Source organism: Ruminococcus sp. FMBCY1 (genome assembly GCF_023921805.1).
Lineage (GTDB): Bacteria > Bacillota > Clostridia > Oscillospirales > Acutalibacteraceae > Ruminococcoides > Ruminococcoides intestinale_A.
This window is the reverse complement of the sequence record NZ_CP074197.1, coordinates 955,642-978,685: the sequence shown is the minus strand read 5'-3', so window position 1 is coordinate 978,685 and position 23,044 is coordinate 955,642. Positions and strand designations below refer to the sequence as shown.

The following is a 23,044-nucleotide window of genomic DNA, read 5'->3' as shown; positions in this document are numbered from 1 at the left end:
GACGATTAACTAAAATAAATTGAGGTACTATTATGACAAAGATTAAAAAATGGTGTGCATTAGTACTTTCTGTAATGCTTGTTATTACAGCAGGCATAGTATCTGTAAACGCTGCTGACGCTGACGCTACAACTGAAGAGGTTGGTGCTGCGTCAGCTGAAACAGGCATTACTATACATTATCAGAACAGTGAACTTGCACAGCCATATGTTTACCTTTGGAATTCACTTCCAACAAACAGCGCAATGTCAGATTCATATCCGGGTGAAAAAATGACTGCCTCTTCAAACGGTTGGTTTACTTATGTAATCAACGATGTTACAGCTGTAAATATGATTTTTACAGATAAAGACGGCAAACAGTATTCACCTGAATTAAGAAGAACTACCGGTGAGTGGTGGTACAAAAACAAGAGATGGACAAAGTACAATCCTGATGAAATTGACCCTGTTGATTCAGTGGATATGCGTGAAGAGTCTATCTACTTTGTTATGACAACCCGTTTCTATGACGGAGATACAGGCAATAATGTTCATTGCTGGGATGACACACAGGCAAATAACCCTGATTCAGACCCTGCATGGCGTGGTGACTTCAGAGGTCTTGCAGACAAGCTTGACTATATAAAGGCACTTGGCTTTACAGCTATCTGGATTACTCCTGTAGTTACAAACGGTTCGGGCTATGATTATCACGGTTATCATGCTATGGACTTCTCAACCGTTGATGTACGTTATGAGAGTGATGATTTTACATACCAGGATCTTATTGATGAGGTTCACGCAAAAGGTATGAAGATTGTTCAGGATGTAGTTTTCCAGCATACCGGTAACTTCGGTGAGGCTTATTTCTGCAATCTTTTTGAAAAAGATACAACAAAAGACCTTTCAAATCTTGAAGAGTCAATGATTCCTACAGACTTACTTCTTGACACATACGGACTTAATTCAGCAGAGGAATACTGGGCACAGAAGCCTGGAATTCAGTATTCTCAAAGACTTAACCTTATGAAGAATACAACATACTCTTCGGATGTAGGTAACTCAACAGGCAGCATGCCGGATGCAAAAGATTATGATTCTGCAAAGATTTCAAATTCTGACACATTTAATGCAAACAACTATTATCATACAGGTTATTTCCAGAGCCTTAACTGGGACGACTGGACCTGTAAATTTGCTCAAATCGCAGGTGACTGTGTTGACCTCAACACAGAAAATCCGGCAGTAGCAGAACACATCGTAGATGTATACTCAGACTATATCAATATGGGCGTTGACGGTTTCCGTGTTGATACAGTAAGACATATTCCAAGACTTGCACTTAACCTTATGTACAATGACCAGCTTTATGCTGCTGCAAAGGCATCGGGTAACAACAACTTCCTTATGTTTGGCGAAATCTGTACTCGTTACACACAGATTTGGTATCGTGGCCACGCAGAGGAATCTACACCTTACTACACTTGGAAAGAGTCAAACAATAAGTGGGCTGATTTATGGAGTTACGGCACTTCTGCTGAAGATATCAACAACAATATGAATGTTGTATTTGATCATTATCTCGCAGAAGATGATCCTACAGATCAACCTACTTCAGACAATGCTTTCTTAAACGGTATTACATACCACACACCTGACAGATCTATGGCATCGGGTATGGAGGGTATTGACTTCCAGATGCACAGAATGTTTGGTAACGCAAGCAGTGCTTATAACTTTGCTAAGAGCACAGACCAGTATTATAATGATGCAACATACAATGTAATGTATGTTGATTCTCATGACTATGCTCCTGAACAGCCTGATGAAAAGAGCCGTTTTGCTGGCGGTACACAGACTTGGGCTGAGAACCTTGACCTTATGTTTACATTCCGTGGTATTCCATGCGTTTACTATGGTTCAGAGGTTGAGTTCCAGAAGGGCGCAGTTATTGATGTTGGTCCTAACGCTCCTCTTTCAACAACAGGTCGTGCTTACTACGGCGATTATCTTGAGGGTAATGTAACAGCTACAGACTTTAGCGAGTACACAGCTTCTGGTACAGTTGCTGAAACACTTGCAAGCCCGCTTAGCGTTCATCTTTCAAAGCTTAATGCTATCAGAAGAGCTATTCCTGCTCTTCAGAAAGGTCAGTACACAGCTTCTGAATCTTATGTAACAGGTGGCGATATGTCTTATATCCGCCGTTATACAAGTGCAGAAGACGGTATTGACAGCCTTGCACTTGTAACAGTTTCAAGTGGTGCTACATTTAAGAATATTCCTAACGGCAGATATGTTGACGCTGTTACAGGTGATGTTCAGAATGTAACAAACGGAACACTTACTGTTTCAGATATCGGTAAGGCAAATATGAGAGTTTATGTATGTTGTGCAAACGGCTTTACAGGCATTGACGGTCAGATCGGTGGCACATCATCTTTCCTTAAATAATAAATAATTTTTATTGCATTGCGGCACTCGTTTGAGTGCCGCTTTTGCGTTGTAATTCGTGGTTATTTATTAAAGTTTGGGTAAATTATGGTTTAGCAAATTGATTTGCCAAGCAATTATAAAAGTTTGGTCGACCTTTTCAAAGGTCGTGGGTGTGGGCAAAGCCCACAAATACTTTCCATTTACACAATCTAATGATAGCCAAACAGCTCGCTGTTTGGCGGCTTGAACACAACGGCGAATGCCATTAAATGCGATAGCAACAAGAAAGACATTCGATATATAATGAAAAATTAATTATTTCTTTTATAAAAGGCTGTCGCCTGTTTTTCAAACTATGTGCAAGCATGCAAACAGCCACGCTGTTTGCACCTGATAAATTGTTGTATCGGAAGATTTTTATGTGCGCTGCCCAAACCCGCAATTTTTGAAAAAATTGAGTAAACTTTTTTTGTTTTTGGGAGGATAATTTAGCGTTAGCTAAATTTCAATCCCCGACCGACACTCCGCTAAACCATAATTTAACTGAAATTATCTGTTTATCAAAACATTTTGAACAGCTAAGATTCAAAATGTTTGAAACATTATAAGATAACCATATAACAAGAAATTCATATTATATAGCAGGGAGATATTAAAAAATAAGATTTATAAAGTGGTGAATAATATGAAAAAAGCAGTATTTGTTTTTGGTACTTTAACTTATACTCAAAGGGGAAGAGAGGCATTGCGACGGCGTGGAATTCTTACAAAAATTATTCGTACTCCCGTGCAATATCGTAATGGTTCATGCGGTTACAGTTTGTTGGTTATAAACAGAGTCGATGAAAGCGTAGAAATACTAAGGGCAATGAATATACCTGTGCAGGGAGTTTATCCTGCTGATTTAGAATGATTTATTTCGATAACGGTGCAACAACTTTTCCAAAACCAAAATCCGTGGTAAATGCTGTTAATTATGCGATTACAAAAATCGGAGCTAACCCGGGACGAGGCGGCCATAATATGGCTATAAAAGCCTCTGATGTGCTTTTTGAATGCAGAAACAATGCGGCAAAACTCTTTGATATTGAAAATCCAGAAAATGTTATTATCACAAACAATTGCACAACAGCACTTAATACTGTTATAAAAGGAATTTTAAAACCCGGCGATCATGCGGTAATATCATCATACGAGCATAATGCTGTTGTGCGGCCTTTAGAGTATTTAAAAAGTAACGGAGTAGAATACTCTGTTGCCGATGTTGATTATAATGACACAGAAAAGACAATTGGTAATTTCAGAAAAGCTTTTAAAGAGAACACTAAACTTGTAGTGTGCACCCATGCATCAAATGTATTTGGTATAAAATTACCTATTCAACGAATAGCGGCACTATGCAAATTAAACGGAATACTTTTTTGCACAGACGCAGCTCAAACTGCAGGTATAATTCCGATTTCGCTAAAAAATTCCGATATAGATTATTTATGTACGGCAGGGCACAAAGGTTTGTACGGCCCTATGGGTACAGGTTTGCTTGTTATTAACAGCGATACTATTCCCGAAAGTCTTATTCAAGGCGGAACAGGCAGCCTTTCTGCACAAGTAAATCAACCCGAAATTTTGCCTGACAAATTTGAAAGCGGAACTCATAATTTACTTGGAATAGCTGGACTTAACGAAGGCATAAAATATGTTATGAATAAATCACCGCAAAAAATATTTGACTATGAAATTAGTCTTGCAAAAAATCTTTATGACGGTTTGTCTAAAATTAAAGATATTGAATTATATACACCAAAACCCGATGATGACGGATTTGTACCGGTAGTTTCGTTTAATATAAAAAATACGGACAGCGAAAAAACGGCGCAAATTCTTAATGATAAATTTAATATTGCAGTGCGTGCCGGACTTCATTGCGCACCGCTCGCTCATAAATGCTTTGGCACGCTTGAAAAAGGTACTGTTCGTGCAGTTATTTCCTCGTTTTCGACACAGTTTGAAGTTAACTATCTTATTAAATCAGTCAGTCAAATTAATTATTACAAAAGAATGTAAAAAAGGTTGCAATTCAATGCTGTTGTGTGTTAAAATAAAGTAATGAAAAACAGAGGAGGTTAAAATGATGGAATGGATACAAAGCGTATTTGCTGTATTAAAAACCATTGAAATTCGAGATATTATTGATATTCTTGCTATTGCATTCATTATTTTCAGCCTTTTCAAGCTTGTAAAAGAAACCCGTGCGGCTCAGCTTTTAAAAGGTGTTGTTGCACTTCTTATTATATATTTAATATCATCACTTTGCGGATTGATGATGCTTACGACACTTCTCAGAACATTTTTCGAGGCATCAGTTATACTTGTTGCTATTATTTTTCAGCCTGAAATCCGAAAATATTTGGAACAAATGGGTAGAAATAATACTTATAAAAAGTATATAAAACTTATTACTCATCGAGAAAAAAGTGATGAGTGGAAAATGGCTGTTAAAAAATCAATAATAGATGCCGCAGATACAGCTTTGCTGTTTTCACATTCAAAAACTGGTGCATTGCTTGTTTTTGAAAGAGAAACAAAACTTTCCGATATAGCCGCAACAGGCACAATAGTTAATGCAGATACTTCGGTTGCACTTTTCGGAAACATATTTTTTAACAAAGCTCCGCTACACGACGGCGCAAGTATTGTGCGTGACGGAAAACTTTTTGCGGCAGGATGTATATTACCGCTTACAGATAACAAAAATGTTGATATAAATCTTGGAACAAGACACAGAGCAGGACTTGGCATCAGTGAGCAAAGCGATGCTGTGGTTTTGATTGTCAGTGAAGAAACAGGTGTTATTTCGCTTGCGATTAACGGCGTACTTTACCGCAATTTTACACGCGACAGACTTATCGATAAGCTTGAGGCATTGTTACTTGAAAATACTGACGATGATTCGGCAGCTGCCGGTTTACTCCAAAAGATAAGGAGGAAGTCGGATGAAGGAAAATAAAAGCAAAAGATCAAGATTAAGGGCTTTTGTACAGAGTACAAACTTTTTATTTATCGTATCAATTGTAATTTCGCTTGTGATTTGGATTTATATGAGTATAAGTACAGGAAACGATACAAGTTTGACTATTTCGGATATACCTGTTCAGGTTGAATTGTCCGAAGACGCTGTTAATAACGGTCTGCAAGTTTTTTCGGGCAGTGATTATAAAGCCTCACTTACGGTTACAGGTAACAGAGCTGTTGTGGGTTCGTTACAGGCGTCTGATATTACCGTCAAAGCAGCTGCCAACTATGTTGATTCTGCGGGCAATTATACATTGTATCTTAATGCCTCAAAGAATGACCCTTACAGCGATTTTCAGATTTCATCTGCGATAAAACCGTCTACGATTGATGTTTTTATTGATTATCTGCGAGAAGCTACATTTGATATTCAAGAAAATGTTGTTTATAAAGTTGACGACGGTTATTATGCGTCAACCACACTGTCGTCAAAAACCATATATATTACAGGTCCGCAGTCTGAAGTATCTAAGATTTCTAAGGTTGTGGCTGCTGCGAATATAGACGGTACGCTTAATTCGTCACGCAAAGTTAATGCAGATATTATTTTGTACGATGCTGACGGTAAAGAAATTAATACGGATTTACTTTCTCTTGATTTTAAAACTGTGGAGGCTGCAATTTCTGTACTTCCCGAAAAAGAAGTTTCTTTAAAGCCGACATTTACAAACTTACCGTCAGGTTTACAAATTACCGACGATATGATTTCTGTTGAGCCTTCGTCAATACTGCTTGCAGGTACAGACGATGTATTGAATAAGACCGATTCGGTAAATCTTGCACCGATTGATTTTACATCACTTACAAATTCAAAATCAATATTTGACCTTGCTGTTGAAATTCCAACCGATTGCAAGAATATCAGTAATACTTCAACTGCTAAGGTAACTCTTGATTTGTCGTCATTGTCAAGCAAAAAGCTGACAGTTGAAAAATTTATGGTACAGGGTCTTGCATCGGGATATTCTGCGGAGGTAACGCAAAAGAATCTTGAGGTTACAGTTTATGGCACAAGCAGTCAGATTGACTCCCTTAGTGCTTCGGATATAACCGCTGTTATTGATGTATCGTCTTCCGACGGTATGAAAGGCTCGGTTTCAATGCCTGTAACATTTAACATTGAGAACGGTTCTTCGTGTTGGGTTTCTGGTTCTTATAAAGCAAATCTTACAATTTCAGAATCATAAAAATACCCGTGGCTGTTGCCACGGGTTTATTTTTGCTTCTTGTCAAAGGTTGGGGTAAATATGGTTTAGCAAAATGATTTACCAACAATTATAAAGGTTTGGTCGACCTTTTCAAAGGTCGTGGGTGTGGGCAAAGCCCGCAAATACTTTCAATTTACGCAATCTAACGATAGCCAAACAGCTTGCTGTTTGGCGGCTTGAACACAACGGCGTTAGCCTTTAAAAATGCGATAGCAACAAGAAAGCTATTCGATATATAATGAAAAGTTAATGATTTCTTTTCTAACAGGCTGTCGCCTGTTTTAACAAACTTAGTTTTAGCACGCAAACAGCGTGGCTGTTTGCGCTTGATAAATTGTTATATCGGAAGATTTTTATGGGCGCTGCCCATACCCGCAATTTTTGAAAAAATTGAGTAAACTTTTTTGTTTTTGGGAGGATAATTTAGCGTTAGCTAAATTTCAATCCCCGACCGACACTCCGCTAAACCATAATTTACTACGACTTTTAATAAACGACAAAAAATAAAACCTCCGACAAAAGCCGAAGGTTTTAAAGTTTTAGTTATCAGTCGATTTCAACCATAATCTTTTCTTCGTAACGGATAGCTGCGCTGCGAGCAATTGTGCGGATAGCTTTGGCAATTCTGCCCTGCTTACCGATAATTCTGCCCATATCAGCCTCTGCTACAGAGATGTGATATACGATTGTGCCGTCCTCATTTGGTTCATCGGCAGTAACCTTTACAGCAGTCGGATCATCAACAAGACCCTGTGCTATTACAGTAAGTAATTCCTGCATTTTGGTTTCCCTTTCGTGACTGATTATTCAATAATGCCGTTCTTCTTAAGAAGAGCCTTAACTGTATCAGTTGGCTGAGCACCGTTAGCAATCCACTTCTTAACAGCTTCTGCGTCAACGTTGAACTCTGATGGCTTCTTAAGAATATCGTATGTGCCGATTTCTTCAATGAAACGACCGTTTCTTGGATATCTTGAATCTGCTACTACTACTCTGTAAAAAGGTGCTTTCTTTGAACCCATTCTTCTAAGTCTGATTTTAACTGCCATTTTCTTTACCTCCGTAAATGTTATAAATCTATATTCACCAAATTTTATTTGGTTGAATGTGTGTTAGTTTTTTGGAAGATTGCTCATAGGCATTCCGCCAAGACCCGGGAGCTTTTTCATTTTTCTTTTTTTACCGCCCTTAGTGCCTTTTGTTTTGTTTTTAAGTTGTTTCATCATCTTTTGCATTTGCTCAAGCTGTTTGATAAGTCTGTTGACTTCTTCAACACTTCTGCCTGAACCGGCTGCAATTCTTCTTTTTCTTGAAGGATTGAGCAGGGAAGGATTTGATCTTTCTTCAGGTGTCATCGAAAGTATGATAGCCTGTGTCCAGTCAATCTGTCTGTCATCAATATTTATGTTGTCAAGCTGATTTGCAATGCCGGGGATTTTTGCCAAAATACCTTTTAAAGGACCCATCTTTTTGATTTGAGCAAACTGATCGTTAAGATCATTGAAATCAAACTTATTGCTCATCATCTTTTTAGCCATTTCTTCGGCTTTGTCCTGATCAATCTTGTTTTGAGCGTCTTCAATAAGGGTAAGAACATCACCCATACCGAGAATACGGCTTGCCATACGATCAGGATGGAATACTTCAATATCTTCAAGTTTTTCGCCCGTACCTGCAAATTTAATAGGCTTGCCTGTTACGGCCTTTACCGAAAGTGCTGCACCGCCACGGGTATCACCGTCGAGTTTTGTAAGAATTACACCTGAAATCTCAAGCTTTTCGTTAAATGATTTTGCAACATTAACCGCATCCTGACCTGTCATTGAGTCGATAACGAGTAAAATCTCGTTAGGCTCAACTTCAGCCTTTACATTTTTAAGCTCATCCATAAGCTCTTCGTCAATGTGCAAACGACCTGCGGTATCAAGAATAACAACATCATTGCCGTAGTCTTTGGCGTTTCTGATTGCCTCTTTGGCTGTCTTTACAGGATTTTGAGTACCTTTTTCAAATACAGGCACACCTGCTTTTGCACCTACTACCTTTAACTGGTCAATAGCTGCAGGTCTGTATATATCGCAGGCAACGAGCAAAGGTCTGTGATTTTGATTTTTAAGCATAAGAGCAAGTTTGGCTGCGTGGGTAGTTTTACCTGAACCCTGCAAACCGCAGAGCATAATAACTGTAGGCGGTTTTGACGCAAATTCAATTCTTGCATTGTCGCCGCCCATAAGTTCGGTAAGTTCTTCATTTACGATTTTTACAACCATCTGTCCCGGAGTAAGGCTTTCCATTACATCCTGACCAACGGCTCTTTCTGTGATTTTTGCGGTAAGTTCTTTAGCTACTTTGTAGTTTACATCAGCCTCGAGCAAAGCAAGTCTGACTTCTCGCATAGCTTCCTTAACATCGTTCTCTGAAAGCTTACCTTTATTCTTTAATTTTTTAAAAGCATTACTTAGCTTTTCTGAAAGTCCTTCAAAAGCCATAAATACACTCCTTTATTCTTTGAGTGTGCCTGCCGTTCGATTGATTTCGAGTGCAAGCTTTTTTGTTATGTCATCAGCAGAGCTTTTATAAATCTGTTCCGAAAGAGATGCGATTTTGTCAAGTCCGTTCTCAAGCTGAACAAATCTTTTAAAAAGTCCGAGCTTTTTTTCGAGTTCAAAAAGCTTTTCTTCACTGCGTTTTATACTGTCACGCACACCCTGACGGGTAATGCCTGTCTGCGCAGCAATCTCTGCAAGCGACAAATCTTCGTTGTAATACAGGTCAATTGCCTGTCTGCATGACGGTTTAAGCAATTCACCGTAGAAATCAAAAAGTAAGGATACTTCTACATTTTTTTCCATAATAAATGCTCCCGCCGCTTCAAACTGTGTTTAGGTGTAAAGCTGTTTTCTTTACACTTGTGCTATTATATACTATAAAATACTTTTTGTCAAGTAATTATCAAATATAACTAATTGTAAAAAGTGAAAAAATACAAATAATGCATAAATACCGACTTGCATATTCGTCAAATCTAACAAAATTTAATTTTTTAGTAAAAAAAGCTATATTTAATAAGTTTTTTTATAAATATTGTGTTATAATTTAAATATAAATTTTGTTTATCGAGGGTTTGATTTTACGGAACAAATAATAAGCATTGACAGAATGGAAAATGCCGTTGCACTTTTTGGCAGTTTTGACGAAAATATTAAACTGATTGAAAAAGAATTTACGGTAAAGGTTGTCAGTCGTGACAGCGAGCTTAAAATAGACGGAGAAGCTGAAAATGTATCTAAAGCCGGTAAGGTAATAGACAGCCTTTTACAGCTTATCAACAGAGGAGAAGCGCTTTCCGAGCAGAATGTACGCTATTGTATTTCGCTCGTCAACGAAGGCAGCGAAGATAAGATTGAACAGCTTGCGGGCGACTGTATTTGTATTACTTCAAAAGGTAAACCGATTAAACCTAAAACCATAGGTCAGAAAAAATATTGTACAACTATTGCGAATAACACAATAACTATAGGTGTAGGACCTGCCGGTACAGGTAAGACTTACCTTGCGGTTGCTATGGCAGTAACGGCTTTTCGCAGTAAGATTGTAAACAGAATTATTCTTACAAGACCTGCGGTTGAGGCAGGTGAGAAGTTGGGATTTTTGCCCGGCGATTTGCAAAGCAAAGTTGACCCGTACTTAAGACCTTTATATGACGCTTTGTTTGATATGCTCGGTGCCGAAACCTATCAAAAGTATGTCGAGCGTGGCAATATTGAGGTTGCGCCTCTTGCTTATATGCGAGGCAGAACTCTTGATGACAGCTTTATAATTCTTGATGAGGCGCAGAACACCACTTGCGAGCAGATGAAGATGTTTTTAACAAGACTCGGCTTTAACTCAAAAATGGTAATCACAGGCGATATTACCCAGATCGACTTACCGAGGGGTGCTAAAAGCGGTCTTAAGGATTGTATAAAAATCCTTAAAAATATTGACGGCATAGGTTGCTGCCGCTTTGACGAAAAAGATGTTGTGCGTCATAAACTTGTTCAGGATATTATTAAAGCCTATGCAAAGTATGAGAACACGAGAGATCGTGACTGATAAACAAATTTAATTTATTTTAATAAATTGAAAAATAATACGGAAGGATTTGAGCAAAATGCCAGATAACAAAATCAGAGTAGTAATCACAAACAAACAAAAAGCTGTTAAAATTCCAACAGGTATCCGAATGCTTGTAAGACGCTGCTGTAACGCCGTATTAAAACTTGAAAAATTTGAAGGACCGGCTGAGATCAGCGTAACATTTGTTGATAATGCACAGATTAAGGAGCTTAACAAGCAGTACAGAGATAAAGACATTGAAACTGATGTACTTTCTTTCCCAATGGGTGAAAACGGTGTGTATGACAAAGATATTGAAACAGGCGCACAGATTCTCGGCGATGTTGTAATTTCTATGGAAAAAGCAAGAGATCAGGCAGAGCTTTACGGCCATAGTTTCCAGCGTGAGGTAGGTTATCTTACAGCACACAGCGTACTTCATCTTCTCGGTTATGACCATATTGATAATATGGAGAGAGTTCGTATGCGTGAGAAAGAGGAGCTTATTATGGAACAGCTCGGACTTCCAGCATCTTCAAGCTACATAGTTGATGACGATATGGCTTGATTAAACTATGAAGAAACAGATTTTCGGTTTTAAATGTGCGTTTAAAGGAATTATAAGAACAATAAACAGCGAGTCGCATATGAGATTTCATATTGTGGCAGGAATTTATGTTATGCTGTTTTCAATGTTTTATTCCTTTTCGCCTACGCAATACGCTGTACTTGTTTTGCTGATAACTTCGGTTATGGCGCTTGAAACGGTCAATACCTGCGTAGAGGATTTGTGCGGTCTTGTTGCCGACAGATACGAACCTCTTGTTAAGTTTGCCAAGGATGCGGCTGCCGGAGCAGTGCTTACAGTTGCGTTGGGTGCGGCAGTGATTGCGTGTATATTTTTTCTTGATTTTAATGTAATTAACACTATATTTACCTTTTTTGCCGAAAATTTGCTTTACCTTATATTTCTTTTGATTTCAGCGGTGATTTCAGCATTTTTTGTTGTGCTTGGTCCTGTGGGAATTAAAGAAAAATTTATAAAATTAAAAAACAGACATTTAACAAAGGGGTAATGCATTTTGCTTGCCCCTAATTTTTTAAAACGGAGAAATTTATGAATACAAATGATAAATCAGCTTTTATTGCCATAGTCGGCAGACCGAATGTCGGTAAAAGTTCAATATTAAACAGACTTCTCGGCACGAAAATTGCAATTGTGTCAAGCAAACCCCAGACTACAAGAAACAGAATTACAGGTGTTCTTACAGAGGGCGAGTATCAGCTTGTTTTCTTTGATACTCCGGGTATGCACAAGCCGAAAAACTCACTTGGCAAGTATATGGTTCGTTCCGTAAACGAGTCTGTCGGAGGCGTTGACTGCTGTATGCTCGTTGTTGAGGCGGATAAAAGCCCCGTACAGACCGAACTTGACTTTATTGATAAATTTAAGGCTCTCGGTATGCCCGCAATCCTTGTTATCAATAAAATTGATATGATTAAGGATAAAGAAATATTGATGAAACAAATTCTTGAGTACAGCAAACTCTATGATTTTGAGGCTATTGTACCTGTCAGCGCAAGTGACGGCAACGGTATGAACGAATTGCTTGAGGAACTCAAGAATCAGGCGAGCGAGGGTGGTCATTTCTTTGAAGACGATACTCTTACAGACCAACCTGAAAGAGTTATTGCCTCTGAAATTATCAGAGAGAAAATCTTAAGACTTTGCAATGCCGAAATTCCGCACGGTACAGCCGTTGTTATTGAAAAGATGAAAACAAGGGAGAACGGCATACTCGACATTGACGCAACAATTTTCTGCGAAAAAGAGTCGCATAAGCGTATTCTTATCGGCAAAAACGGTGCAATGCTAAAGAAAATCAGCACATTTGCAAGACAGGATATGGAAAGATTTTTTGATTGCAAAGTATTTTTGCAGGTGTGGATAAAAGTAAAAGAAGATTGGCGTAACCGTGCCCAGCTTTTGCAGAACTTTGGCTTTGACGAAAGTAATTTTGAATGATGAGCATATATATAAAATTAGCGGATTTTGCAGATTGCCAAAAAATTTGTGATATGCAAAGAATAGCTTTTTATGATATTTTAACAAGGTATCGTGATTATGATACAAACCCTGCTTGTGAAACGGTAGAAGTAATACAGAACAAATTTCGGCAATCTTTTACAAAATATTATTTTATTATGAAAGATGAAGAAATAATAGGTGCTGTAAGGATTGTTGAAATTGATAAAAGCACAAGACGAATTTCACCTTTGTTTATACTTCCGCAATTTCAAAATTACGGTTATGCACAGCTTGCTATGAAGTGCATTGAGGAAGCTTATAAAAATATCAGTTGCTTTACACTTGATACCATAAAGCAAGAGAAAAAATTCCAAAAAACACAGTTGTAATAATTTTCATAATATAAATTCGTTCATTTGTGAAACACTACAATCGGAGGTGTTTTTTATGGATGAATGGTATATGTGGAATGCATTTTTTACAACAGGCAATGTGCTCGATTATTTAAGGTATAAAAGTATTCAGGATACCAAAGATTTGGGCGCAGATACAATTCTCAGGGAGGAAACCGATGAAATTCCAGACGATGGGGCTGATAGTGAAAGAGCAAAATATAGGTGAACAGGATAAACTCGTTCACGCTCTGACCGCAACTAACGGCATTATCAAGGCTTTTGTCCGTGGCGCTAAAAATATTAAAAATCAAAAGTGTGCGGCTACCTCCTTACTCACATACTCCCGACTTACCGTGTATAAAGGTCGGGAGAGCTACATAATCGGTGATGCGATTCCCGAAAGGATTTTTTCAAAACTTAGGGGAGATGTTGTAAAAACCTGCCTTGCGCAGTATTTTTGCGAGCTTGCAATTACAATTTGTCCCCGTGAGCAAAATTCGGAGGAATTTTTGAAATTAATTTTAAATTCCTTATATCTTTTGTCGGAAAATAAGCGTTCGCCACAGCTTATTAAACCGTGCCTTGAAATGCGCCTTGCAAGTCTTGCGGGATATATGCCTGACCTTAGAATGTGCAGAATTTGCGGTGAATATTTGTGTGACAATATGTTTTTTATTCCCAAAAGCGGCACTATTGAATGTGCGGATTGTCACCGTGAAAACGGAGATATGAAGATTTTGCTCAACCGTTCATCTCTTACGGCTTTAAGGCATACTGTTTATGCCGATGACAATAAACTTTTTTCTTTTGCATTACCTGAAAGCGACCTTGATGTACTTAACGAGGCGAGCGAAAATTATTTAAAATATATGTTTGAAAAGGATTTTTCAACGCTTAATTTTTATAAAACTATAAGTTAATTTAGGTATGATTATATGAACAGACATTATAAAACTCTTGAACTTGACAAGATTTTAAAATTACTTGCGGATCAGACAAGTATTGATGACGCTAAAGAAATGGCGTTGTCGCTTGAACCGCAGTTTGAACTTGAAAAAGTTAAAAAATTGTTAAAACAAACCGATGATGCGGTTGTTTTAAGCGGAAAATACGGAACACCGTCATTCGGCGGTGCAAAAAATTGTGCAAATGCATTACGCAGAGCAGAGGCGGGCGGCTGTCTTTCTACAGGTGAACTTTTACAGATTGCCGAAACGCTTAGAATTATCCGTTCCGTAAAGGAATGGCATTCAAAATTTGCATCTACGGAAACTACACTGGACGGATATTTCAGCGGTCTTGTGTCGAATAAATTTCTTGAAGAGAAAATTACAAACGCTATTATAAGCGAGGACGAAATTTCAGATAAAGCAAGTTCAACGCTTGCGGATATACGCAGAAAAATTCGTACAGCATCCTCAAAGGCAAGAGAAGTGCTTGATAAAATTATTCACAGCACACAATATCTTAAGTATTTGCAGGACGCTATCGTAACTCAGCGTGACGGCAGATATGTTGTGCCTGTAAGAAGTGAATGCAGGGGCAATGTTCCTGGACTTGTGCATGATACCTCGGCAAGCGGTGCGACCGTATTTATTGAGCCGATGGGCGTTGTGCAGGCAAATAATGATATAAAACTTTTGCGTTCAAAAGAAGAGGACGAAATCGAGAGAATTTTGTTTGAGCTTTCCGCAAATGCAGGTGATTTCGCAGACGCAATCATAGCAAGCTACAAAAACCTTGCTATACTTAATTTTGTATTTGCAAAGGCAAACCTCGCATATAATATGAGAGCTTCAATGCCGATTATGAATGACAGGGGCATTGTGGATTTAAAACAGGCAAGACACCCGATTATAGACAAAGACAAGGTTGTACCTGTTGATATTGTTCTCGGAAAGAATTTTGATACACTTGTAATCACAGGCCCTAATACAGGCGGTAAGACCGTTACATTAAAAACTCTCGGTTTGCTCACACTTATGGCTATGTGCGGACTTCTTGTGCCGTGCGCAGACAACAGCGAGCTTTCGGTATTCCGCAGAGTGCTTGTCGATATTGGCGACGAGCAGAGTATTGAGCAGTCGCTGTCTACATTCTCGGCACATATGACTAATATTATTCAGATTATCAAACTTGCAAATTCAGGCTCGCTTGTGCTGATAGATGAACTCGGTGCAGGTACCGACCCTGTCGAGGGTGCGGCGCTTGCAATTTCAATTCTTGAAAAATTAAGGGATAAGCATGCAAAAATTGCAAGTACAACCCATTATGCGGAATTAAAGGAATTTGCTTTGCGTACCGAGGGCGTAGAAAATGCTTGCTGTGAATTTGATGTTACAACTTTAAGACCAACATACAGACTTTTGATTGGCGTGCCCGGTAAGAGTAACGCTTTTGCAATCACCAAAAGGCTCGGTATGGATGATGAAATTGTTGAGAGAGCAAAAGAGCTTGTTTCAAGCGAAAGCCGACAGTTTGAAGATGTTGTCGGTACTCTTGAAAAACGCAGACAAAGCCTTGAAAAGCAGATTGAAAACGCAAACCGCCTCACCGCAAAAGCAAACACAGAAAAGCAAAAGGCGGAAAATGAAATTCGCAGAGCAAAAGAGAATGCCGAGCGTGAAATTGAGAGAGCAAAACAAGAGGCACAGCGCATTATTTCGAGGACAAGAGCGCAGGCTGACGCTTTGGTGGAAGAACTTGATAAGGCACGAAAGGCAAAAGAGATGTCTGCCGAGGCTCGTGCAAAGCTCAAAAAGAATCTCAATACAATGGAAAATAATGCTGACCCTGTTATGAAAAAACAGTCGGACGGCGAAAAGTACAAATTGCCAAGGCCGCTTAAGGTAGGCGACAGTGTGCTTATTTTTGACATTGACAAAAACGCAACCGTACTTGCGCCGCCGACAAAAGACGGAATGGTTCTTGTGCAGGCAGGCATTATAAAAACAAGAGTGAAAATTGATAATCTCCGACTTATTAAAGAGAAAAAGCAACAGCCACCGCAGTATTCCGCAAAAAGAAATGTACACAGTACTCTTGATGTTCGCCCGACTACGGAAGTGGATGTTCGTGGCGAAACCGCCTTTGACGCAATTATGATTGTTGACAAGGCAATCGACAATGCCGTACTTATGAATATTAACCAACTTACTATTATTCACGGCAAGGGTACAGGCGTATTAAGAAGAGAAATTCAATCATTCCTTAGAACTCATAAAGCCGTCAAAAGTTTTAGACTCGGCGTTTTCGGCGAGGGCGAAAGCGGCGTAACTATTGTTGAGTTGAAATAATGGATTAAAATGCCGAAAACCTAAATTTATGCGAGTTTCCGGCATTTGCTTTATCAAATGACTCTGTTTGTGGGGGAGAGTAATTAATGCAAATGTAATTATTGAGAAGAACGGAAAGGAAAAATGATATGAAGAAATGCAAACTTCTATTATTTGATTTAGACGGAACTTTATTACAGAGTGACAAAACAATGTCAAGTAAAACATTATTAGCTCTAAAAAAATGCAAGGAAAATGATATATTGATAGGTGTCTCTACCTCTAGAAGTGAACAGAATTCTTTAGTGTATTTAAATGAATTAATGCCCGATATTTTAATATCGAGTGGAGGGGCATTGGTAAAATACAAAACAGAATATATTTATAGGGCAGAATTTTCCAAAGAAGAAACGAATGTGATGATTGACATGGCAAGAAATATTTGTGGAAATGATTGCGAAATTACGATAGACACAATAGATGCACATTATTGGAATTATAAAATAGATCCTAAGAAGTTGGATAAGAGCTGGGGAGATAGTATTTATACAGATTTTTCAGATTTTAACGAATGTTCATTGAAAATGTGTGTTGAAATATTTAATCAAGATAAAGCAGATGAATTAGCTCATAGACTCTCTGATTGTGATTGTATTCGTTTCTCTGATGGATTTTGGTACAAGTTCACAAAAAAGAATGTGACGAAAGAAAACGCAATTATAAAGATTACGGAAGTATGTGGATTTAGTATAGATTCAATTATTGTTTTTGGAGATGACTATGCGGATATTGGGATGCTGGAATTATGTGGAATAGGTGTTGCAATGGGGAATGCAATTGATGAAGTGAAAGAGAGAGCTGATATTGTAATTGGTTCAAATGATGAAGATGGTATTGCGGATTTTATTGAGAATGAAATATTATAGATATGTAAATGGAGAGAAAATATGTTGAAAGTAAAATTTTATGATACAGTTAATGATGAACTATTGAGATTTGCAGTAGTAATCTCACAGAGTAACGGCAAGTGGGTATTTTGCAAGCATAAAGAAAGAGATACATATGAAGTACCGGGAGGACATAGAGAAGCCGGTGAGAATATTCTTGAAACTGCTAAAAGAGAATTGCAGGAAGAAACAGGTGCAGTCAGATTTGAGATAAAGCCAATCTGTGTTTATTCAGTAACAGGTAAAACCAGAGTAAATGATACAGGTGAAGAAACGTTTGGACTGCTTTGTTTTGCAGAGATAACAGAGTTTGCGAAAGAATTACATAGTGAAATGGAGAAAGTGGTTCTTATGGATGAATTGCCTGAGAACTGGACATATCCGTTGATACAACCGAAATTGATAGAAAAGTATTTACAGGAAAAATAATTCTATAATATGCAAAAAAGTCAATTTTAAAGCCGACCAATAAGCAATTATAAGCTTGTTGGTCGGCTTAGTTTTTATAAAGTATTAATCAATCGGAGTGAATCTCTGAATTTTTTTGCCGTCTTTTTCAATGATTTCTTTGAACATATCGTAAGGTCTTACCCAAAGTCCGCCGTCATTGTAAAGCGCTTTGTAAACTACGAGTTTTTCTCCTGTTTCGCTGTGCAGAGCAGTACCGATAACTTCATATTCGTTTCCCTTGAAATGTCTGTATTTACCCGGCTTTACTTCTGTGTAAAAATGCTGTTTCTCAACCTGTGCATCTGTTGATTCTGTATTTTCGAAAGGTTTTGTAATTTCTTCTGTAGAATTATCAGAAAAATCAACTTTAAAGCTGCCGTCGTTTACAACCAAAATTCTTGCAGAATACGGTTTCATATAAAGATTGTAGTAACCGTTTACATCAATAACCTCGTTATCGTTTAAAACATCTGTAAGTTTTGCGTTGCAGCCTGTGTCAAAATCTATCCATTCATCATGGTCTGTAAGGTTGAATGCAACAAATACAGTCTGATTATTTGTCCATCTTTTATAAACGAGCTTTTCGTTCATAATTTTTACATTTGCAAAGTCGCCGTACTTCAAAGCCTCAAGTGCAAGTCTGATTTTGCCGAGTTTTACAATATGGTCAAACAGCTGATAGTTTGGATTCGGAATACTGTCAAGGTCAAGACAAGGACGAAGTTCGTAATCGCTGTGGTTTGTTCTCATACCCTCAATGCCGTATTCACTGCCATAGTAAATTGACGGTACACCAGGCATTGTGTACATAAGGGTATAAACATTATTAAGGTGATTTTTGTCCTTTAATGAGCTTGCAATTCTGTTTACATCGTGGTTATCTACAAAGTTGTAGGTGTAAATGTTTCTGTAAATACCGCCGTTTGCAAACTGACGGTTAAGCGAATGTGCAATTTCAAAATAATTATGGTCGTTGTGGCTTGAGTAAATACCCTTGTAACATTCGTAGTTTGTTGCGGAATCAAGAGTTTCGCTGTTTGCCCAATGATTGTAGTCGCCGTGTGTAAGTTCGCCGTAAAGCCAAAAATCAGGCTTTTTAGATTTGCAGGTATTTCTTAATTTTTTGAAAAATTCTATGTCAATTACATCGGCAGCGTCAAGACGAAGTCCGTCAATGTCAAATTCGTCAATCCAAAATTCAGCTGCACCGAGAAGGTAGTTTACTACATCCTGATTCTGTAAATTGAGTTTAACAAGGTCGTAGTGACCTGCCCAACCCTCATATGTGAACGGATCTCCTTTTGGACTTGAACCCCAAAATCCGAGATTTTGGAACCAGCCGCAATACTGTGAATTTTGTAAATTCTGCTGTACATCTTTAAAAGCAAAGAAATCTCTGCCAACATGGTTAAATACACCGTCAAGAATGATTTTGATGCCGTTTTCGTGCAATGTTTTACAAATCTTTTTAAAGGATTCATTATCACCCAAACGACAGTCAACCTTTTTGTAGTCGATTGTATCGTATCCGTGAAAACTGCTTTCAAAAAGCGGATTAAAAACAATGCAGTTAATGCTCATTTTTTTAAAATGAGGAATCCAATCATAAATCTTGTCGAGTCGGTAAACAAGCTGACCGTCATTTTGTTTTGGCGCTCCGCACCAGCCGAGTGGATATATATTGTAAATTACTGATTCGTTAATATAGCTCATAAATAGGCTCCTTTCAGTTCTGTTTTGCAGGACTTTGTACAAAACTGTATTAAGTATATCACAAAATTGTCTATTGTGCAACTGAAAATTATGTGTTATAATTAATTTTACAACAATAAATTGAGGTGTTCGGCACTGTGTGTTTGAATACTCGTATTTCGGAGGATATAAATGCTTAAAATTCCTGAAAATAAAACAAGAAAAAGATTTAGAATTGCACAATGTATTTTTTATGCATTATTAGTTATGTTATGTTCTATGCCGTATATTCAGGGTGCAACTACAGACGGCAAATTTTTCTCTTACTCGGTGCTTGACCTTATGTCATTTATCGGCGGTACTGCAGACGGTACTCTCGGAGATGCATTTTTAAATTATGTAATGTACACTCCTATTTTAATTATTATACCGGTAATCGGATTTTTCTTTTGCCTTTTTGACAGAGAGAGAAACATAAAAAATATAGTATCTTTACTTTGTTGTGCGGCAGGCATTGTGGCCATACTTGCTATTGCAGGCGTTGCAATGAGCCTTGGTGCCATACTTTCAATTCTCATTTATCTTCTTATCTCATTTTTGACAACCATTGCTATATTTGCACGATTTACAAAAGATTCTTCTGACGACAACAAAAAGCAGAACATAAGAAAATAATTTAAAAAAATTACAGCCTTGATTGTATGTGAAAATACGGTCAAGGCTGTTTTTGTTATTAAAATTCATTAAATACCATATGTGCGGGAATATTGTCAAGTACAAGCGGTGCGTCATAATCGTAACGCTTAAGTTTGCCGAACAATACGCCGAATGTGACGGAAGTGTTGTCCATCTGCGCAACCATAGCTTTATCGCCGATTTTGTTAGGTTTAAATGTTATGTCGACTGCTTCAATTCCGCCTTTAAAGTACCACGGACGGTCAATTCTGCCGTCATTATTTTTTACTTCGATTTTATATAACTTGTGCAATTCTCCGTTAAGGAAAAAGCTGTTCTCACTGCCGTTGCGGTTGTCGCCGACTCTGCTTGCAAGATTAAGCGAAAAACGGTTTTCGCCTCTCATATAATCTGCTGTAAGTCGCTGGTAGCTGTGAAGTCTTGGCTTTGAATAATATGTGCTGTCAATATAAACAGAGGTGTTTTCTTCTTTTAGCGTATATTGTGATTTGCCGACTTTTATTGTGCCGCTTGCGCTGAATACAGGCATAAAGCGTTTGAAATAAAAGTACTTTCTGTCACGCTCAAACGGTGCAACCTGGTCTAAAATATCACCGCTTTTGTCATCTATATTAAATTCAAAACTTAAATCTGCCTTTCCGCCGAAGTCATAGAAGTTACATTTTACGGTGCGTTCGTTTTTAACCTTTACTACGGCAAATTCAATGCGCTTGTCTGAAAAAACAAGCTGTCCGCTCTCTTTGCTTTCGGGAAGTTCTGTTCTGCCGAGAAGTTGTTTTTTGTAGGCAAAATCGGAAATTACATTGCCGTTTTTTAAATTTGCAAGCGCTATTTTTATGTAAAAATCAAGACCTGAGTTTTCTGTGGAAATATAAAGCGAAACTTCTCCCGTACTTAAAAAATAACTTACGCTCTCTTTTATGTGTTTATTCTGTTTACTTAGTTCTTTGTTAAAATTAAAATAAGGTTTTTTGGCCCAACCGGCACACATTACCTCTCCGTTTTCTTCAAAAATATTTTGTGGCATGGTATATTCATACTGCAAAATTATCCCTCCAAGTTTTTATGTGCATACAAATATACTATATCATAAACAGATAATGCTTTTCAAGAAAAATAACAAATTTGTAAGACGGTTATATAAAATATTTTTTGTAATATATTTTGTAAGAGAAGGGAGAGATGTTTGTGAAAAAGTTTTTTGCTGTTTTTGTCTGTATAATTTGTTTTATTTTTTGCTCGTGTACTGCCGATACCTCCGGAGAAAGCTACGAGCTTACAAGTGAAAATTGGCACGGCGTGCTTAAAGGCGGTGCGGAGGTGAGTTTGAGCTTTTCTGATAATAACGCCAAACTTACTCTGAAATCGGGTGAGGACGAAATCACAATTGACGGTTTATATGTAATTGATGAAAACAGTTTTATTATATTTAATAAGGAGTTTAAGCAGAGCTACAATTTTGATTATACGGTAAGCGGAGATAAACTTACTCTCGGTTATTGCGGAAATCAAATTGAAATTGAAAAACAGGTCGAAAATTAATTTATATTTTTCAAATTAAAGAGCATTTTTATTGATAATTAGATTGTTTTGTGATATAATGCTAATTATTATGCGGTAGTATAGGCTAAAATGACGATACTGCGATTTTGGGAGGTAGTGCCTTGGTAATTTTCGGGATTGACCCCGGCTATGCAATAGTCGGTTGGGGTGCAATCGGTTTTAAATCAAATACCTATAAGGCACTCGGCTTTGGTGCGGTTGAAACGCAGGCAGGTATGGATTTTAATTACAGACTTGAGTATATTTATGATGAAATCTTTAATGTGCTTAATCGTTGCCGCCCCGATGCGCTTGCAATAGAAAAACTGTATTTTCAAAACAATCAGAAAACGGCAATTATGGTTGCGGAGGCAAGAGGAGTTATTCTGCTTGCCGCACAAAAGCTGAAAATACCGATTTACGAATACACGCCGTTGCAGGTAAAAACTGCCGTTACAGGTTACGGCAAGGCAAAAAAGCCGCAGGTTATGGAAATGACACGCAAACTTTTGCATTTGTCGGAAGTACCGAAACCCGATGATACGGCGGATGCACTTGCGATAGCTATTTGCCACGCTCAGGCGGCAGGTTCGGCACTTAGAAGAACGATGTTTGAAAGGAGAATAGGGGAATGATTTATTCGGTAAGAGGAAAACTTATACATACGGAAAATTCTGCGGCAGTAGTTGAGTGCGGCGGAGTAGGTTACCTTTGTCAGACTACAATGAATACCCTAAAAACGCTCAAACTTAATTCCGAGGTAACTCTTTATACCTACCTTAATGTGCGTGAAGATGCAGTCGATTTGTTCGGATTTGCAACTCAAAACGAACTTGCAACCTTTAAAACACTTATAAGCGTAAGCGGAGTCGGTCCTAAAGCGGGACTTTCTGTTTTGTCCGAACTTACCGCAGAACAGGTAGCTATGGCTATAGCGACCGATGATATAAAAACAATTACAAGAGCGCAAGGCATCGGCAAAAAAATTGCCCAGCGCATTATACTTGAACTTAAGGACAAGCTTGCAAAATCAGAACAGACTCAATCGGGCAATGTACAAATGCCGCAGACTGCCGGCGGAAATGTTGCGAAGGCAATAGAGGCACTCGGTGTGCTTGGCTATACACCTGCCGATGTTTCGCCTGTTCTTGCAAATTTTGACGCAGGTTTGCCTGTTGAACAGCTTATAGCAATGACATTAAAACAGATGGGAAGAAATTGAT

The 23,044-nt window shown here is 38.1% G+C and carries 26 protein-coding genes; 19 read left to right on the top strand and 7 right to left on the bottom strand.

Annotated elements, in window-relative coordinates; genetic code table 11:
* Window positions 1–32 precede the first annotated feature (32 nt).
* The 5 genes from KGF34_RS04710 (at window position 33) to KGF34_RS04690 (ending at window position 6,676) form a co-directional block, all read left to right on the top strand.
* A complete protein-coding gene (locus KGF34_RS04710) occupies window positions 33–2,435 on the top strand; it encodes an alpha-amylase family glycosyl hydrolase (RefSeq protein ID WP_195410134.1) in 2,403 nt (800 codons plus the stop codon).
* Window positions 2,436–3,102: 667 nt separating this feature from the next.
* Window positions 3,103–3,330: a DUF3343 domain-containing protein gene (locus tag KGF34_RS04705; RefSeq protein WP_186934548.1), complete on the top strand. Its 228-nt coding sequence runs from the start codon at window positions 3,103–3,105 to the stop codon at window positions 3,328–3,330.
* Window positions 3,327–4,481 carry an aminotransferase class V-fold PLP-dependent enzyme gene (locus KGF34_RS04700; RefSeq protein WP_252559995.1) on the top strand — a complete coding sequence of 385 codons (1,155 nt, stop codon included), beginning with the start codon at window positions 3,327–3,329 and terminating at the stop codon, window positions 4,479–4,481. Before KGF34_RS04705 ends, KGF34_RS04700 begins: the two co-directional genes overlap by 4 nt.
* A gap of 64 nt (window positions 4,482–4,545) precedes the next feature.
* Window positions 4,546–5,424 (top strand): diadenylate cyclase CdaA, encoded by an 879-nt coding sequence (gene cdaA / locus KGF34_RS04695; RefSeq protein WP_195410128.1) that lies wholly within the window; start codon window positions 4,546–4,548, stop codon window positions 5,422–5,424.
* Window positions 5,411–6,676: a CdaR family protein gene (locus KGF34_RS04690; RefSeq protein ID WP_252559993.1), complete on the top strand. Its 1,266-nt coding sequence runs from the start codon at window positions 5,411–5,413 to the stop codon at window positions 6,674–6,676. The genes cdaA and KGF34_RS04690 overlap by 14 nt, the downstream gene beginning before the upstream one ends.
* Window positions 6,677–6,839: 163 nt before the next feature.
* Here KGF34_RS04690 and KGF34_RS04685 read toward each other — a convergent pair whose 3' ends face one another.
* The 5 genes from KGF34_RS04685 to ylxM form a co-directional block, all read right to left on the bottom strand.
* Window positions 6,840–7,004 carry a hypothetical protein gene (locus tag KGF34_RS04685; protein ID WP_252559991.1) on the bottom strand — a complete coding sequence of 55 codons (165 nt, stop codon included), beginning with the start codon at window positions 7,002–7,004 and terminating at the stop codon, window positions 6,840–6,842.
* Window positions 7,005–7,243: 239 nt separating this feature from the next.
* Window positions 7,244–7,477, bottom strand: a complete 234-nt coding sequence (locus KGF34_RS04680; protein WP_249376940.1) for a KH domain-containing protein — start codon at window positions 7,475–7,477, stop codon at window positions 7,244–7,246.
* 23 nt (window positions 7,478–7,500) lie between these two features.
* The gene (rpsP, locus tag KGF34_RS04675) at window positions 7,501–7,746 is read right to left on the bottom strand and encodes a 30S ribosomal protein S16 (protein WP_022235347.1); all 246 of its coding nucleotides are present in this window, start codon (window positions 7,744–7,746) and stop codon (window positions 7,501–7,503) included.
* A 63-nt stretch (window positions 7,747–7,809) separates the two neighbouring features.
* Window positions 7,810–9,186 (bottom strand): signal recognition particle protein, encoded by a 1,377-nt coding sequence (ffh, locus tag KGF34_RS04670; RefSeq protein ID WP_186934551.1) that lies wholly within the window; start codon window positions 9,184–9,186, stop codon window positions 7,810–7,812.
* 12 nt (window positions 9,187–9,198) lie between these two features.
* Complete coding sequence (ylxM, locus tag KGF34_RS04665; protein ID WP_022235349.1) at window positions 9,199–9,549, bottom strand: YlxM family DNA-binding protein; 351 nt, start codon at window positions 9,547–9,549, stop codon at window positions 9,199–9,201.
* 307 nt (window positions 9,550–9,856) lie between these two features.
* Between ylxM and KGF34_RS04660 the strand changes: the two genes are divergently transcribed.
* The 10 genes from KGF34_RS04660 to KGF34_RS04615 all read left to right on the top strand — a co-directional run bounded on the left by KGF34_RS04660 (window position 9,857) and on the right by KGF34_RS04615 (window position 17,870).
* Complete coding sequence (locus tag KGF34_RS04660) at window positions 9,857–10,792, top strand: PhoH family protein (RefSeq protein ID WP_022235350.1); 936 nt, start codon at window positions 9,857–9,859, stop codon at window positions 10,790–10,792.
* A 58-nt stretch (window positions 10,793–10,850) separates the two neighbouring features.
* Window positions 10,851–11,363, top strand: coding sequence for an rRNA maturation RNase YbeY (ybeY, locus tag KGF34_RS04655; RefSeq protein WP_022235351.1), 513 nt, complete (start codon window positions 10,851–10,853; stop codon window positions 11,361–11,363).
* 7 nt (window positions 11,364–11,370) lie between these two features.
* Complete coding sequence (locus KGF34_RS04650) at window positions 11,371–11,871, top strand: diacylglycerol kinase family protein (RefSeq protein WP_022235352.1); 501 nt, start codon at window positions 11,371–11,373, stop codon at window positions 11,869–11,871.
* 41 nt (window positions 11,872–11,912) lie between these two features.
* On the top strand, window positions 11,913–12,821 hold the full coding sequence (era, locus tag KGF34_RS04645; protein WP_252559989.1) for a GTPase Era: 909 nt from the start codon (window positions 11,913–11,915) through the stop codon (window positions 12,819–12,821).
* Window positions 12,818–13,213, top strand: coding sequence for a GNAT family N-acetyltransferase (locus KGF34_RS04640; protein WP_337565846.1), 396 nt, complete (start codon window positions 12,818–12,820; stop codon window positions 13,211–13,213). Before era ends, KGF34_RS04640 begins: the two co-directional genes overlap by 4 nt.
* 58 nt (window positions 13,214–13,271) lie before the next feature.
* A complete protein-coding gene (locus tag KGF34_RS04635; RefSeq protein WP_022235354.1) occupies window positions 13,272–13,445 on the top strand; it encodes a hypothetical protein in 174 nt (57 codons plus the stop codon).
* Complete coding sequence (gene recO / locus KGF34_RS04630) at window positions 13,396–14,139, top strand: DNA repair protein RecO (RefSeq protein WP_252559985.1); 744 nt, start codon at window positions 13,396–13,398, stop codon at window positions 14,137–14,139. Before KGF34_RS04635 ends, recO begins: the two co-directional genes overlap by 50 nt.
* Before the next feature lie 15 nt (window positions 14,140–14,154).
* Window positions 14,155–16,515, top strand: coding sequence for an endonuclease MutS2 (locus KGF34_RS04625; RefSeq protein WP_252559983.1), 2,361 nt, complete (start codon window positions 14,155–14,157; stop codon window positions 16,513–16,515).
* Window positions 16,516–16,643: 128 nt separating this feature from the next.
* Window positions 16,644–17,420, top strand: coding sequence for a Cof-type HAD-IIB family hydrolase (locus KGF34_RS04620; protein WP_022235357.1), 777 nt, complete (start codon window positions 16,644–16,646; stop codon window positions 17,418–17,420).
* A 21-nt stretch (window positions 17,421–17,441) separates the two neighbouring features.
* Window positions 17,442–17,870: an NUDIX domain-containing protein gene (locus KGF34_RS04615; RefSeq protein ID WP_022235358.1), complete on the top strand. Its 429-nt coding sequence runs from the start codon at window positions 17,442–17,444 to the stop codon at window positions 17,868–17,870.
* Window positions 17,871–17,954: 84 nt separating this feature from the next.
* Here KGF34_RS04615 and KGF34_RS04610 read toward each other — a convergent pair whose 3' ends face one another.
* Window positions 17,955–19,604 (bottom strand): DUF1653 domain-containing protein, encoded by a 1,650-nt coding sequence (locus tag KGF34_RS04610; RefSeq protein ID WP_252559981.1) that lies wholly within the window; start codon window positions 19,602–19,604, stop codon window positions 17,955–17,957.
* A gap of 171 nt (window positions 19,605–19,775) precedes the next feature.
* On the opposite strand from KGF34_RS04610, the gene KGF34_RS04605 reads away from it, so the two are divergent.
* Window positions 19,776–20,258 carry a hypothetical protein gene (locus KGF34_RS04605; protein WP_022235360.1) on the top strand — a complete coding sequence of 161 codons (483 nt, stop codon included), beginning with the start codon at window positions 19,776–19,778 and terminating at the stop codon, window positions 20,256–20,258.
* A gap of 58 nt (window positions 20,259–20,316) precedes the next feature.
* Here the strand turns inward: KGF34_RS04605 and KGF34_RS04600 are convergent, their stop codons facing one another.
* Window positions 20,317–21,324: a DUF2804 family protein gene (locus KGF34_RS04600; RefSeq protein ID WP_022235361.1), complete on the bottom strand. Its 1,008-nt coding sequence runs from the start codon at window positions 21,322–21,324 to the stop codon at window positions 20,317–20,319.
* Window positions 21,325–21,467: 143 nt separating this feature from the next.
* Here KGF34_RS04600 and KGF34_RS04595 point away from each other — a divergent pair, with 143 nt between their 5' ends.
* The 3 genes from KGF34_RS04595 (at window position 21,468) to ruvA (ending at window position 23,043) form a co-directional block, all read left to right on the top strand.
* A complete protein-coding gene (locus KGF34_RS04595; RefSeq protein ID WP_252559979.1) occupies window positions 21,468–21,821 on the top strand; it encodes a hypothetical protein in 354 nt (117 codons plus the stop codon).
* A 122-nt stretch (window positions 21,822–21,943) separates the two neighbouring features.
* Window positions 21,944–22,456, top strand: a complete 513-nt coding sequence (gene ruvC, locus KGF34_RS04590; protein ID WP_022235363.1) for a crossover junction endodeoxyribonuclease RuvC — start codon at window positions 21,944–21,946, stop codon at window positions 22,454–22,456.
* Window positions 22,453–23,043, top strand: a complete 591-nt coding sequence (ruvA, locus tag KGF34_RS04585) for a Holliday junction branch migration protein RuvA (RefSeq protein ID WP_195410116.1) — start codon at window positions 22,453–22,455, stop codon at window positions 23,041–23,043. The genes ruvC and ruvA overlap by 4 nt, the downstream gene beginning before the upstream one ends.
* The last annotated feature ends 1 nt before the right edge of the window (window position 23,044 follow it).